Below are 14,823 nucleotides of genomic sequence, written 5' to 3'. Positions count from 1 at the left end.
AAACAATGAGCAGGATTCAAGCCAAGGATTCTTATGATTATCCCTATCCGCCCCAAATGATTTATCCTTTACTTGCGGATATTCCTGGCTATAGAAGCTGGTGGCCAGGAGAATTCCGAGTGCGGATTCTGGAAAAATCCGGAGACAATCTTCATGCCAAGATTGAAGTATGGGCTTCAGGAGGATGGTTCCGGTGCGAGACAATATCTTTAAGCTTTCCGAACCGGGTAGATATCCGCTACTATCAGGGTGTCGTCATTGGCGAGAGCTGGTGGGACCTTGAGGAGCTGGAAAATGGCGGCACAAAGGTCAGCTATTCCATCGCCTTAGAACCTCATGGCAGGGTAATGGGGTTCGTGGCGAAAATGATTAATATTTCAACCTTGCACTCATTTCAATTTCAAAGGGTGTTGAAGCGCTTGCATCGCCATCTGGATTCTCTGTACCTAAAGGAACCTAAGTAATTTTCTATCCGCTGCCCATTTCCAATAGCATTCCCGTACCTTTTGCATAGGATATACGGAAAATCTATGGAAAGGGGTGTATTTATGAATTATGTGGTAAAACCTGGGGAAACTCTTATGGACATTGCCTGCATGTTTAATACTACAGTGGAAGAGCTTCTCATGTTAAATCCGCAAATTACTGATCCTATGTGCCTTTTCCCAGGTCAGGTTATTTGTGTACCAACGCAACCATGCTCCATGCAGCCAATGCATCCAATGCATCCGCACATGCCCATGGAAGGTCAGATGATGGCTCAAGGTCAGCCTTGTCCCGTTCTCAGACAGGGTTCTCAAGGTCCCTCTGTCGTACATTTACAACAGCTTCTTACATCTCACGGCTTTAGCCCAGGAGCTATTGATGGCATTTTCGGACCGAGAACCCATGCAGCGGTTGTCGCTTTTCAGGGCAGCCGTGGTTTGGTACAGGATGGCGTCGTTGGGGTCAAGACCTGGACGGCTCTTGGAGTCAATTGCATGACTCCGCAACCCAGTCCCTGTCCGACTTTGCGTCAAGGTGCGACAGGTCCCTCCGTGGTTCAGCTGCAACAGCTGCTCACCTCCCATGGCTTTAGTCCGGGGGCCATTGATGGGATCTTCGGACCGAGAACAGAAGCCGCGGTGATTGCTTTCCAGGGCAGCCGGGGATTAGTACAGGATGGTGTCGTAGGTGTCCGGACCTGGACAGCGCTGGGGGTCAATTGCATGACGCCTCCTCCACCGCCCCCACCCCCACCGCCGCCGCCACAGAATTGCCCAACCTTGCGCCAAGGCTCAAGGGGTCCCTCCGTGGTTCAGCTGCAACAGCTGCTCACAGCCCGTGGCTTTAACCCAGGGGCCGCCGATGGGATCTTCGGACCGAGGACGGAAGCAGCGGTGATTGCTTTCCAAAGAAGCAGTGGTTTAACACCGGATGGCATCGTGGGCATTCGGACCTGGACAGCGCTGGGAGTAACCTGCACTACCCCACCACCTCCACCGCCGCCAAGCCACACTTGCCCAACCTTGCGGATGGGATCCCGGGGGGCATCTGTGAAGGAACTGCAATCCTTGCTGAAGGCGCAGGGATTTAGTCCCGGGAATATTGATGGGATTTTCGGTTCCAGAACTCAAGCGGCAGTGATTGCTTTCCAAAAGAGCAGAGGACTTGTCCAGGATGGCATCGTCGGGATTCGAACCTGGACGGCGCTAGGTGTAAATTGCCGCAAAAATTAAGTGAGGCCAAAGACAGCATCGTCATGATCATAAAGTAGAGTGAAGCATTAGCCGGATAGTGCAGTTGAATTTGCATTATCCGGCTTTTTTCTTGTTTTTTCCTTCGGGGAGGAATATCCCGTGATGGATAGCAGCAAAAGGAGAATTTATATTCTTGTAGAATATATATGCGAATATACCTTTTTGGTAGAATAATTTTTCATGTGTGTCTTGAATCACATATCGATACATATATTACTAGTATGATATGTCCAACTGCCAAGAAAACTTTTTGTTTAACATATTTTTGATATAATAGGTTTTAATACCATAGGATATGGAAATTGGGCGGCATTTTAATATTCTGACAAGTTAAATCTTGCCCATTATTATGTTATATTATATATAAAGTATATATATTTTTTACTGATTTGAATAGGAGGAAATTGGATGACCAAGGTGCTCAATGTTGGGCTCGATGTGGGTTCTACGACTGTTAAAATGATTATTCTCAGTCCTGAACAAGGCATTGTCTATAAACAATATTTGAGGCACTTTTCGAATATCAAAGATACTGTTCTTTCGATGCTAGAAGATGCAAAGCCCATTTTAGATGGACAACTTATGACGATGATGATTGCCGGTTCAGGCGGTTTTAATTTAGCCAAGAAATTAGGGATTCCCTTCGTCCAGGAGGTCATTGCCGGGACTGCGGCGGTCAAGAAGATGATCCCTCAGACTGATGTGGCCATTGAGCTGGGAGGGGAAGACGCTAAAATCACCTATTTTGGCGAATCTATTGAACAAAGGATGAACGGAACCTGTGCGGGTGGTACGGGGGCCTTTATTGATCAAATGGCTTCTTTGCTTCAAGTCGATGCGGAAGGGCTAAATGAGCTGGCCAAGAATTATAAGACCATTTATCCCATCGCCTCACGGTGCGGTGTTTTTGCCAAAACGGATGTGCAGCCGCTGTTGAATGAAGGGGCTGCCAAGGAAGATGTTGCTGTTTCGGTTCTGCAGGCCGTTGTCAATCAGACGATTACGGCCTTGGCTCAAGGCCGCCCGATTCGTGGCCGGGTAGCCTTTCTCGGCGGACCTTTGTTCTTCCTGTCCGAGTTGCGCCAACGCTTTATCGAGACGTTAAAACTGGAAGGAGATTATGCTGTTTTCCCTGAGGATGCCCAATACTTTGTCGCTATCGGAGCGGCTTTGGTAGCACAGGATGAGCAGGCATTCCTCTCCCAGACTGTTTATGATAACGCACCTCATATTAATAGCATTACCCAGGATGAAGAGACCACTGCCGAGCCCCTTTTTGCTGATCAAGCAGCATATGAGGCCTTCCAGGAGAGGCATGCACGCCATAAGGTAAACCGTAAAGATCCTCAGGGGTATACAGGCCATGCTTATCTGGGTATCGACGCCGGCTCGACCACCACCAAGGTTGCCTTAATCGATGAAGAGGGTGGACTGCTGTACTCCTATTATGGCAGCAATCTGGGCAGCCCCCTGGAATCAACCATAGGTGCTCTGAAAGAGATGTATTCCCAATTGAATCCTGGCATCACTATACTCAATTCTACGGTAACAGGTTATGGAGAACAGCTGATTAAAACGGCACTTAAAGTGGATATTGGTGAGATCGAGACGGTTGCCCATGCTAAAGCCGCCGACTTTTTCCTGCCCGGTGTTAATTTTGTTCTGGATATCGGCGGTCAGGATATGAAAAGCCTGGTGATTAAAAATGGAGTCATCGATTCCATCATGCTCAATGAGGCCTGTTCTTCCGGTTGCGGCTCTTTCGTGGAGACCTTTGCCAACTCGCTCAATATGGATGTAAAGGAATTTGCCCGAATTGGCCTGAAATCTCAAAACGCGGTGGATCTGGGGACACGCTGCACTGTCTTTATGAATTCCAAAGTGAAGCAGGCCCAAAAAGAAGGGGCAACAGTCAGCGATATATCCGCCGGGATCTCCATGTCCGTGATTAAGAATGCCTTGTTTAAGGTGATTCGCCTGCGCAATACAGAAGAGTTGGGAGAAAAAATTGTTGTTCAGGGTGGAACCTTTTATAACGAGGCCGTCCTGCGTTCTTTGGAGAAATTGCTGGGTAGGGAAGTGGTCCGCCCCGATATCGCCGGAATCATGGGAGCTTTTGGAGCCGCGCTGATCGCTAAAGAGCGCTGCGACTTAGGCCATAAAACAGCGCTGTTGCCGGCGGAACAGCTGGAATCCTTCGCTACGGAAACGACTATGAAACGCTGCGGCTTATGTGGGAATAACTGCTTGCTTACGGTCAAGCATTTTTCCAACGGCGAGAATTTCATTTCCGGAAACCGCTGTGAGCGGGGAGCCGGCCATGAAAAGGTTAAGACGGAACTTCCTAACCTGTACGATTATAAATATCAAAGGGTATTTCGTTATAAGTCTTTGTCCGCTCAGGAGGCCCCCCGCGGGGTAGTCGGCATTCCCCGGGTTCTGAATATTTATGAGGACTATCCTTTCTGGTTCACCTTTTTTACGGAATTAGGCTATCGGGTGGTTCTATCCGGCCGTTCGACCAAGGCCCTTTATGAATCAGGGATGGATACCATTCCTTCGGAATCGGAATGCTTCCCCGCCAAGCTGGTCCACGGTCATATTGTGGATTTGGTGAAAAAAGGGGTTAAGAAAATATTCTACCCCTCGATTCCCTTTAATGTTAAAGAAGATTCAGAAGCAAACAACCATTTCAACTGCCCGATTGTCACCTCCTACCCGGAAACGATCCGTGCCAATATGGATATCCTGAAGGAAGAAAACATTACCTTTTATCAGCCTTTTCTGCCTATTGACAGTCCTAAGCATATGAGGAAACGCCTCATCGAGGAATTGTCGAAAAGGGAGGGTTTAACACCACGGGAAATTGCGCAGGCTATGGACAAGGCTTATGGGGAATTGGCGAACTATAAAAAGGATGTTCGCCAAAAAGGAGAAGAGGCTCTTCGCTATATTGAGACTCATGGCAGCAAGGGGATTGTCCTGGCTGGACGACCTTATCACATCGATCCTGAGATTCACCACGGCATCCCTGAGCTATTGCAAGGTTTTGGCCTGGTCGTGATCTCCGAAGACGCCATCCGTCATATGATGAATCCAGAACGCCCTATGCGCGTGGTGGATCAGTGGATGTATCATACCCGGCTCTATGCTGCAGCTCAGTTTGTCGCCGATAAACCTAATCTGGAGCTGATCCAGCTAAACTCCTTTGGCTGCGGTCTGGACGCCGTAACCACCGATCAGGTTTCGGAAATATTAGAGCGTTATGGTAAAATATATACAGTTCTGAAGATCGATGAGATCACCAATCTGGGAGCGGCCCGGATCCGCATTCGCTCTTTGCTGGCAGCTGTCCAGGAGCGGGATAAGCGCAATTTCAGGCCCGAGAAGCTTTATGATCCGGAAGGCCGGGTGGTTTTTACGGAAGAGATGAAGAAAAACTACACGATTATTGCCCCACAGATGGCGCCCCATCAGTTCCAATTCTTAAAGACAGGCTTCGAAAAGGCGGGCTATACGATTGAGGTCCTCCCTTCAGTTGACCGGGGAGCCATTGATGAAGGATTGAAGCATGTTCACAACGATGCCTGTTATCCGACGATCATCGTGGTCGGGCAGCTCTTGGAAGCTTTGAAATCAGGTAGGTATGATTTGAACCGGACCGCTGTGCTCATTTCTCAAACAGGCGGCGGGTGCCGGGCTACCAACTATATCGCCTTCATCCGCAAGGCTCTGAAAGATACAGGTATGGACCAGGTTCCGGTCATTTCTTTGAATGCTTCCGGGCTGGAAGCCAACCCCGGCTTTAAGATCACAGCGAGGATGCTGCCCGATCTGCTTTGGGGAATTGTCTATGGTGATCTGCTGATGAATGTCCTTCATCGTGTCCGCCCCTATGAGAAGGTTCCCGGCTCCGCCAACGCTCTCTATGATCAGTGGGTGGAGAAATGCCAGGAGGCCTTGAGGCGAGGGGACAAGAAGGAGATTAAAGCCAATATTTACAAGATCGTCGCGGACTTCGACAGCCTTGAAATTTATGAGGACCGGGTCAAACCCAAAGTAGGCATCGTCGGCGAGATTCTCGTCAAATATCATCCGACGGCTAATAATAATCTGGTGGAACTTCTGGAGGCAGAAGGGGCAGAAGTCACTCAACCGGATTTGATGGGCTTCCTGCTTTATTGCGCCTATTGCTATAAAATTAAATTTGACGTTTTGTCGGGCAGTTTTAAAGCGATGTTTAATGGTATGTTGACAGTCAAGGTCATGGAGTATTACCGTAAGGATATGCGCAAAGCTTTGGCCGCCAGCCGGCGGTTCACCCCTCCCGCTGCCATCGAAGAGATTGCCCGCAGCGCTGAGGAGCATATCTCCTTGGCCAATCAGACAGGAGAGGGCTGGTATCTGACCGGAGAGATGGTGGAGCTCCTGCACAATGGGGTCATGAATATCGCTTGCCTGCAGCCTTTTGGCTGCCTGCCCAACCATATCATCGGCAAAGGAATGATTCGCTCCCTGCGCCGCTCCTACCCTAAAGCCAACATTGCTGTCATCGACTATGATCCTGGAGCCAGTGAAGTCAATCAATTGAACCGGATCAAATTGATGTTATCTGTTGCCAAAGAGAATATGAAGACTGGGGAAGTTGCTAAGTAGCAAATGAAAAAGGTTATCAATCAAAAGGCTGTTCTTTATACTCGTGATAATAGAACAGCCTTTTCTTAAAGGAGGGCCTATGGCAAGCGGAACTACCATTAAGAACAGCGAATCTTTGTATCAGGAACGATTAACTCGTTATCTGACAGCAATGGCAGGCAAAAAACCCGATAAAGTGCCTATTCGTCTGCAACTGAGTGAGTTCATGGCCAAATATGCGGGATTAGAGCTTCAGGAAGTCTACTATGATTTGGATAAAAATATTGAAGCGGCGGACAGAATTCTCGCCGATTTTGATGTGGACGTGACCATGGGAGGCCCAAGCCTATGGTGGGGAACCCTGCATGATGCGGTGGGTGCCAAATACTTAAAATTCGCTGGTCGTCAGCTTACTCCCAATCAACAGTTTCAATTTGTGGAAAAAGAATATATGGTTCCCGAAGATTATGATGCCTTCATAGCCAATCCTACTCAATGGATTTTGGAGTCTTTTTTACCCAGGATCCATAGTGAATTTTCTGAACCGGGGTCCTTTCGTGCCAATCTTGCCTTGATTAAAGGGGCGGCGGGAATGGTGATGGTGAACGAAAAAAATAAACAGGCAGTCGCTCATTGGGCACAGAATTATGGGATGCCTCTGGGGGTCTCGGGTATGGTTAAGGCACCCTTTGATACCTTAGGAGACACCCTGCGGGGGCTGAAGGGTATTATGAAGGATTTAAGGAAACGCCCGGAAAAAATTCTCTCTGCTTTGGAGGTACTTGTACCTCATAATATCTATTACGGCCTGGCGACTTCAGAGGGAGAGCGCCTGCTGCCTGCTTTCCTGCCTCTGCACCGGGGCAGTTACCCCTTCTTGAACCCCCATGAGTGGGATACCTTTTATTGGCCCCCTCTAAAAAAAGTAATCGAGGGTCTTTGGGCCCAGGGCAAGCGAACCATGTTTTACGCTGAAGGAAACTGGAATCCCTATTTGGAAAGAATTGCCGAACTGCCTGCAGCCAGTATTGTTTTTCATGCGGATCAGACGGATATAGCTAAAGCTAAAGCGGTGCTTGGCCATAAGTTCTGTATCAGCGGCAATGTCCCTAATTCCTTGATGGCCTACGGATCACCCTCCCAGGTCAGTGACTATGTCAAGCGTCTCCTGCACGATTATGCGGCAGATGGTGGCTTTATTATGGATACAGCCGGGATTATGCAGACGGATGTGAAGGTGGAAAATGTCATCGCTTTGATAGAAACCACACGCCAGTATGGAGTGTACACATGAGCTGTGATGCCGGTATAGTGCTAAAGAGAGGAGACTTAGTATGTCAGAAGAGGACAAGGTTCCTAGTATTTCGCCAGGCACTTGTCTCCCCTGGGAGCAGGTCCTTAAGGATTATGGTCCTCCCTCCGGGGATGAATCCCTCATCAAAGATCAGTGGGAACAGCTGGATGCCTTTGCCTATCTCTATCTTTGGTGGTGGGTACAAAGATGAGTCCATAAAAAAGGGTTTATGTCAATTAATCCCGAATAGATTAAGCAAATAGTCATTCTTTTTCCAAGTGAGATCGATATCAGAATTTAAAGCAAGGTGTTCGTATATGAATGAAGAACAGTTCATAGATAAAAATTCGGTCATCCCTATCTATTATCAGCTGGCCAAACTTCTCGAAAGTCAAATCCTGCGCGGAGAGCTCAAACCGGGTGAAGCCCTGCCTACGGAGACAGAAATCGCCAATCGCTTTGAAATTAGCCGGATGACCGTTCGGCGGGCTATTGCAGAGTTGATCACGGCAGGCATGGTTCACGCTCAGCAAGGAAAGGGGACGTTTGTCTCCCCGCCTAAGTTGAACAATGTTGTGTTTGAGTTGAATAATTTCAATCAAGAAATTAAAGACTTTGGCCTAAAGCGGAGCACCACCTTATTGGGCGCTCATATCGTTCGGGCTGATGAGAGATTGATGAGGATTTTTCAATTGGATAGCAGCACACCCCGTCTCTTGTATTTTCGTACGGTAGTCTCTGCTGAGGATGAACGTCTCGCTTATGAGAGAAAGTATACTATTTATTCGAAAAGCAAGCCGATTTTGGAGTCCAATCTCAAAGACCCGACCCTTTCCGGGCTGGTAACGGCCAATAATGATGTTTTGCCTGTAAGTACCAAAAAAGTATTGCAGGTATCGGTGACTACTGCCGAGGAAGCAGCAATACTGGGAATTGGAGTCAATGCCCCTGTCTTTGTGATTGAAGAAACCCTATATGATCTGGAAAATAAACCGGTAGGATGGAGCAAATCCATCTATCGCGGTGATCGCTATCAATTGACGGGCTATGATGGGTGGCTGAGAAAGGATAATCATGGAGGGATTAATCTTGGATGACCAATTACTTAACGCCCTTGCCGATCTCGATGAAGAAAAAACCATAAACCTGGTCAAGGAATATCTCAGCAAAGGGGTCTCTCCCTTAAAAGTGGTTGAATTATGCCAGCAGGGAGTGGAGGTTGTCGGTAAACGCTATTGCAATGGCGAGTATTACCTATCGGATCTCATTATGTCTGAGGAAATATTAAAAGAGGTCATGGTGATTCTGGAACCACTGATTACAAGCGATATTCCCTCCAATGGCATGACCATTATCCTAGGCACCATTGAGGGAGATATCCACGATCTGGGCAAGAACATTATCCACTATATGTTAAAGTCTTCAGGCTTTAAAGTCGTCGATCTAGGGGTGGATGTAGCTCCGGAAACTTTTGTTCAGGCCGTGAATCAAACAAAAGCTCCAGTTCTGGGGATCAGTGTTTTATTATCTTTTTGCGTGAGTGCGGTAAAAAAGGTTGTGGATTTATTGGTGGAGTCGGGTTTGCGCGATCAAGTAAAAATCATTGTGGGAGGATATCCGGTCAACGAAATTGTCAAGGATTACACCGGGGTGGACTATTACACTAATGATATCACCAAACTCTTCGAGATCTGTCAGATGCTCAAGGATGAATTGCCAATACCGGAGGAGACGTCTTAAGATGATGAATCAAGCGCTTAGTCTGCTTAAACGCTATTTCGGGTATTCTCAATTCCGCAAAGGTCAAGACAAGGTGATTCATAGTTTACTCCAATCCTCAGATACTGTGGCGATTATGCCTACAGGGGCCGGAAAATCTTTATCCTACCAAATTCCGGCCCTGCTTTTTGATGGCGTTACCCTGGTCATTTCACCTCTGATCTCCCTGATGAAAGATCAAGTGGATTCCCTTCATGAGGCAGGTGTTCCCGCCACCTTTATTAACAGTTCTCTGTCGATGCAGGAAGCCTGGGAGAGGATCAGCAAAGCCCGCCAGGGGAGATATAAGCTCCTTTATATTGCTCCGGAACGCCTGGAGGCTGAGAGCTTCTTAACCCTGTTAGAATCCTTGACCATCTCCTTTGTGGCTGTGGATGAGGCTCATTGTGTTTCCCAATGGGGACATGATTTCCGTCCCAGTTACAGAAAGATCGGCGCTTTTGTGGAATCCCTTCCCCATCGACCTATCATAGGGGCCTTTACCGCTACGGCGACCCAAGAGGTCAGAGAGGATATCGTGAGTCTATTAACACTTGAGAATCCTCAAGTGTTTGTAACGGGGTTTGATCGCCCCAACCTGAAGTTTTCCACCTTGAAGGGAGAAAATAAAAAGGTCTTTATATCCACCTATTGTCTCCAGCATCGCAGTGAGTCGGGCATTATTTACGCTGCAACCCGCAAGGAAGTGGATCAGCTGCAAACCTATCTGAAGGGCAAAGGACTTTTAGTGGGCAAGTATCACGCCGGAATGAGCGACCTGGAGCGGCAAAAATCACAGGAAGCGTTTCTGTATGACAAAACCCCCCTTATGGTGGCTACCAATGCCTTTGGTATGGGGATCGATAAATCCAATGTGCGGTTTGTCATTCATTATAACATGCCTAAAAACATGGAGGCTTATTATCAGGAGGCGGGACGAGCGGGACGGGACGGAGAACCGGCTGAGTGCATCCTGCTCTTTGCTCCACAGGATGTGGTGCTGCAGCGGTATTTGATCGATAATAACACCTTTAACCCGGAGCGTAAGGCCAATGAACATAAAAAGCTTCAGGACATGGCGGACTATTGTCATACGGCCCGTTGTTTGCGCAAGGAAATCCTGGAGTATTTCGGGGAAACCGAGATCCCGGCGGAGTGCGGGAACTGCGGCAATTGCACTGATGACTGGGATGTTGTGGATATTACGGTGGATACCCAGAAGATCCTCTCCTGTGTCCTGCGCATGGGGGAGCGTTTCGGGGTTAACCTGGTGGCGGAAGTCCTCAAAGGGTCCGGCAATAAGAAAATCATGGACTTTCGTTTCCATCAGTTGAGTACTTACGGATTGATGAGTAAGCGCACGATTCAAGAGGTTAAAGATCAGATCAACTACCTCATTGCTGAAGATTATTTACGCTTGTCCACAGGTGAATATCCTGTGGTTAAATGCGGCAGGAAAGCGGTACCGGTACTGAAAGGGAATGAACAAGTATTGCAAAAGGTTCTGCGCAAAGCAAAGCTTCAGGAAGAAGAGAGCCTCACTTTATTTGACTACCTGAGAGGCTTGCGCCGGGAAGCGGCAGCCAAGGAAAGTTTGCCGCCTTATATGATTTTTCCCGATAGTACCTTAAGAGAAATGGCCGAATCCTGCCCGCGCAACCGTGCAGAGTTTCTGCGGCTGGGCGGGGTAGGGGAGAAAAAGCTGGAAAAGTACGGGGATATTTTCCTCCAAGGGATTGAGGAGTTCTTTCGGAAACAGGGGATAAATCCCTCTGAGACGATGGACAGAACCCCGGCAAAGCCCCCATTGGAGAGGGCTCCTGAGCCTCAGCCTGAACCTGCAGGGTGGAAAGAGCCTCAAAAAGGTGAGAACAAAAGTGAGAGTAAAATCCCCAGTCATCTGATCACCTATCGGCTCTATCAGGAAGGGAAATCCCTGGAGGAGATTGCCAAGCTCAGAAGCTATAAGCTGATCACCCTGCAGGATCATCTTCTGCGCGCTTTCAAGGAAGGGCAGCCCCTCTCCTGGAGCGACTTTATTCCTGAGGATCAGGAGCAGCTTATCTTAACCGCGATTCAACAAGTAGGCATGGAAAAGCTGCGGCCAATCAAAGACGCTTTGCCGGCCGAGGTGGATTGGATGGCGATCAAATCGGTGATTGCCAAGAATTTTGGCACTTAGCCGTGAATCAGGGCTTGGAAAGGTACATCTGCGCCGCTGAGCAGTCTTTGTAGCATGGTGCGAATTGGCTGGTTGGAAACATCCTGTTTCCAACCTTTCTCTGTCGCGTCTTTCGCGAAGTTGACTATTCCCTGGCCTAAAGCCATCCTTACTACTACTTTCCTATAAAACAAGCTATAATGAACAATACTACCATCATGGGCAGCGCCTTCGCGCAAGCCTGGTTAATGAATAAAAGAAGAGGATATAACGAATATGGATAATATGGAAAGACCAGAGTCCTTTATAGAATTAGGAATCCAGGCAGAGCTTGTGGAAGCCCTCGCGAAAGAGGGGATAGTTCAGCCTACCGAGATCCAAAAGATCACCATACCACTCATTCTCAGCAACCGGGATGTTGCAGGTCAATCTGAAACTGGGTCGGGGAAGACCTTAGCCTATCTCCTGCCTGTTGTGCAAAAGATCGACCACAATAAACGAGAGAATCAGGTATTGATTCTTACTCCTACTCATGAACTGGCCTTGCAGGTTCAGCGGCAAATCCAGGATTTATCCCGGCATTTGGCCGCAATGATCACTTCGGCAGCCATAATTGGCAATGTTAACATCGCGCGGCAAATTGAGAAGCTGAAAGAGAAGCCCCATATTATTGTAGGCTCCGCTGGCCGCATCCTGGAACTTATCCAGAAAAGAAAGATATCGGCTCAATCTCTCAAGACCATTGTGCTCGATGAGGCTGATCAATTGCTTGATGAAAGAAATATCCAGACAGTCAAAGCTGTATTGAAAACGGCCTATAAGGACAGCCAGATTCTTTTGTTTTCGGCGACCCTATCTCAGGATGCCATAGGGCAGGCTGCCGGCTTTCTTAAAGATCCTGCAGTCCAGAGAATGACGATGAAGGCTATGGTTGTGCCAACGATTATTCATCAGCACTTTATGTGTGAGCAGAGAGATAAACTGGAGCTTCTGCGTAAGTTAGTCCGGCACCTGGAGCCTGGGCGGGCTTTGATCTTTATCAATAGAACTGAAGAGATTGAGAAAACGGTGGAAAGGCTCAGCTATCATGGTTTGGATGCGGTGGCTATATCAGGAGCTTCTCAAAAAGAGAACCGCCGTCAAGCCATGGCAGATTTCCGCGCCGGGAAAACACAGCTATTAGTGGCTTCTGATCTGGCGGCCAGAGGTCTTGACATTAAGAATATCACCCATATCTTTAATCTCGATATTCCGGAGGAACCTCAACTTTACTTGCACCGGGTGGGTAGAACCGGACGAGCAGGACAGAGTGGGATGGCTGTATCACTGGTAACTCAAAGAGAACTTCCTTTGTTGCATAAGATCGAAAATAACTTGAAAATATCAATCCCTTTGCGGAGACTGTCTTTCGGCAAAGTGCTCGGTGAGGAGGAACAGAAGGGACAGCAAACTAAGACCAGGACAAAGGCCGGGGTCGGGGCTAAGACCGAGACTAAAGGTAAGACAAAGATCGAGGCTAAGGCTAAGGCAAAGACCGAAGCTAAAGCTAAGGCAAAGACCGGGACTAAGGCTAAGACCAAGCCGCACAAATCCAAATCTCAACTTTATAAGTAATTCTTAGAAGCTCCTTATGAGAAGTCATAGGGGGCCTTTTTTGCGGAATTATAGGTATGGCTCAGATAACATGTGGTAAAAGTGGAAAAAGTAAGGGAATATTAATATTTCGTTAAGAAGTTTTTATAAATAATTAAGAAAAACGTGATAGGATACACAATATAAGAAGAAATTACCCTAAATTTTAACATAGAAGTAGAAATTTTATTGTCAAATGCCGGGTAGAGGAGAAATATCAAAGCTGGTGAGAAGGTGTAAAGAATATGGTGGATATGGATATTGATGAAACCATAAAGGTACCCTTTGCAGAATCTCACTTTTCCGAAGTCAGGGAGCACATGTACCAAACGATAAACTTAGGCTTTTTTAGCCCGCCCAGTGTGGAATTGCTTAAAGCTATCATTGAAGAGAAGCTGTTTGAGTCTTTACCATTGGAAATCAATAGAGAAGGCTTCCAACAAGGTCTCGCTCTGTTAAGAGCCTGGTTTGCTTCCCTTGATGAGTGGAATCTGGAAGACAGGGTAGCACAATTGAATCAAGATTATAATAAGCTGTTTATTGATCCTTGCCAACTGCTTGCTCCACCTTGGGAGTATGTTTACCGCACTGAGGAAAGAGCAACCGCTGACCTTACCACCCTGAAGGTGCGGAAGTTCTATGGCCGCCATGGCTTGGCATATGTACTGAAACACAAGGAACCGGAGGATCATTACAGCGTAGAGCTCGAATTTATGGCTGAGTTAATACGTCGTCAGTCTTATTATTTAAGGACAGGAATTGTTAAGGAAGCACTTTATTTGTTCAAAGAGCAGCAAAGATTCTTAGAGGAACATCTATTAAAGTGGAGTTTGGACTTTACTTTAAACGTGATCCAGAATGCGCGCACAGAGTATTTTCAGGGGATGGCTCTATTAGCTCACGAGTTTCTGATGTGGGATTATGAATTTATTAATACAGAAGAAGTCGTTTAAATTGATTTACGCAGGTCTGTTGACGAGAAAGGGCTCTTGAAATTAAATTTCAAAGAGCCCTTTTGTACGTGGCGCACATGGCAAAGGCAGACAGTTTAAACTGCTGTCTGCCTCAGTAATATGCCAATGGCTCATATTATAATGTAATATAATGAAAGAAACGCAAAATGAGTGTCACGGAGCTTGGCGAGCGTGTCGGATTTACGATGTCAAAAGTGTCTATAATCAAGAATGGCAAGGACAAGGCACTCAAAATGTTGACGCCGGGCGATATTTTGGAATATAGAAAAGAGGTAGAAAGCGATGAATAAACCTGTAAGAATTATCAGTAATACTATTTATGGCATAGGTGTGGCAATCGCTATCAGTCTTGGCTGTGTTGCGCTTCTCGGTTCAAACCAAATGATAAACCCTGACGTGATGATCCCATTCACTTGGAGAGAGCAAGCGTTTATGTGGCTCGCCTTTGGGGCAATTCCTATGCTCTTAGCTTGTATGGCGGTTTATAAATTCAATGCAATCAAAGACAGCTCTCACAAAATACGGAATTTTATGCTCATCTTTTTTCCGGGGTTTATTTGTGCCGCCTGTGCGCTGTTCATAATCGGTTTATTGGTTGTCGGAATGGTAAACAGTTTTCTTTTACATTGA

General features: G+C 47.2%; 12 protein-coding genes. All 12 read left to right on the top strand.

The annotated features are described in order from the left end of the window. The first annotated feature begins 5 nt into the window (after nt 1–5). The 12 genes from BUA14_RS24380 (at nt 6) to BUA14_RS24335 (ending at nt 14,823) form a co-directional block, all read left to right on the top strand. Nucleotides 6–464, top strand: a complete 459-nt coding sequence (locus BUA14_RS24380) for a type II toxin-antitoxin system RatA family toxin (protein ID WP_072774963.1) — start codon at nt 6–8, stop codon at nt 462–464. 66 nt (nt 465–530) lie between these two features. After that, entirely contained in the window at nt 531–1,718 is a 1,188-nt protein-coding gene (locus BUA14_RS24375; RefSeq protein ID WP_072774962.1) for a PGRP and LysM peptidoglycan-binding domain-containing protein, read from the top strand. A 429-nt stretch (nt 1,719–2,147) separates the two neighbouring features. Further along, nucleotides 2,148–6,395 carry a 2-hydroxyacyl-CoA dehydratase gene (locus tag BUA14_RS24370; RefSeq protein WP_072774961.1) on the top strand — a complete coding sequence of 1,416 codons (4,248 nt, stop codon included), beginning with the start codon at nt 2,148–2,150 and terminating at the stop codon, nt 6,393–6,395. A gap of 79 nt (nt 6,396–6,474) precedes the next feature. Further along, a complete protein-coding gene (locus BUA14_RS24365; RefSeq protein ID WP_072774960.1) occupies nt 6,475–7,668 on the top strand; it encodes a uroporphyrinogen decarboxylase family protein in 1,194 nt (397 codons plus the stop codon). A gap of 40 nt (nt 7,669–7,708) precedes the next feature. Then, nucleotides 7,709–7,879 carry a hypothetical protein gene (locus tag BUA14_RS28205; protein ID WP_178371800.1) on the top strand — a complete coding sequence of 57 codons (171 nt, stop codon included), beginning with the start codon at nt 7,709–7,711 and terminating at the stop codon, nt 7,877–7,879. Nucleotides 7,880–7,985: 106 nt separating this feature from the next. After that, on the top strand, nt 7,986–8,765 hold the full coding sequence (locus BUA14_RS24360) for a GntR family transcriptional regulator (RefSeq protein WP_072774959.1): 780 nt from the start codon (nt 7,986–7,988) through the stop codon (nt 8,763–8,765). Further along, a complete protein-coding gene (locus BUA14_RS24355) occupies nt 8,758–9,408 on the top strand; it encodes a cobalamin B12-binding domain-containing protein (protein WP_011459878.1) in 651 nt (216 codons plus the stop codon). The genes BUA14_RS24360 and BUA14_RS24355 overlap by 8 nt, the downstream gene beginning before the upstream one ends. A gap of 1 nt (nt 9,409) precedes the next feature. Continuing rightward, nucleotides 9,410–11,608 carry a DNA helicase RecQ gene (gene recQ / locus BUA14_RS24350; protein WP_072774958.1) on the top strand — a complete coding sequence of 733 codons (2,199 nt, stop codon included), beginning with the start codon at nt 9,410–9,412 and terminating at the stop codon, nt 11,606–11,608. A 255-nt stretch (nt 11,609–11,863) separates the two neighbouring features. Next, the gene (locus tag BUA14_RS24345) at nt 11,864–13,201 is read left to right on the top strand and encodes a DEAD/DEAH box helicase (protein ID WP_072774957.1); all 1,338 of its coding nucleotides are present in this window, start codon (nt 11,864–11,866) and stop codon (nt 13,199–13,201) included. Nucleotides 13,202–13,464: 263 nt separating this feature from the next. Beyond that, a complete protein-coding gene (locus BUA14_RS24340) occupies nt 13,465–14,172 on the top strand; it encodes a TorD/DmsD family molecular chaperone (protein ID WP_072774956.1) in 708 nt (235 codons plus the stop codon). A gap of 167 nt (nt 14,173–14,339) precedes the next feature. Beyond that, nucleotides 14,340–14,483 (top strand): helix-turn-helix domain-containing protein, encoded by a 144-nt coding sequence (locus BUA14_RS28630; protein WP_143153506.1) that lies wholly within the window; start codon nt 14,340–14,342, stop codon nt 14,481–14,483. After that, on the top strand, nt 14,476–14,823 hold the full coding sequence (locus tag BUA14_RS24335; RefSeq protein WP_072774955.1) for a hypothetical protein: 348 nt from the start codon (nt 14,476–14,478) through the stop codon (nt 14,821–14,823). The genes BUA14_RS28630 and BUA14_RS24335 overlap by 8 nt, the downstream gene beginning before the upstream one ends.

This window comes from Desulfitobacterium chlororespirans DSM 11544 (assembly GCF_900143285.1).
Taxonomy (GTDB): domain Bacteria; phylum Bacillota; class Desulfitobacteriia; order Desulfitobacteriales; family Desulfitobacteriaceae; genus Desulfitobacterium; species Desulfitobacterium chlororespirans.
The sequence above is the reverse complement of the archived record's forward strand: the minus strand, read 5'-3'. Positions and strand labels throughout refer to the sequence as shown.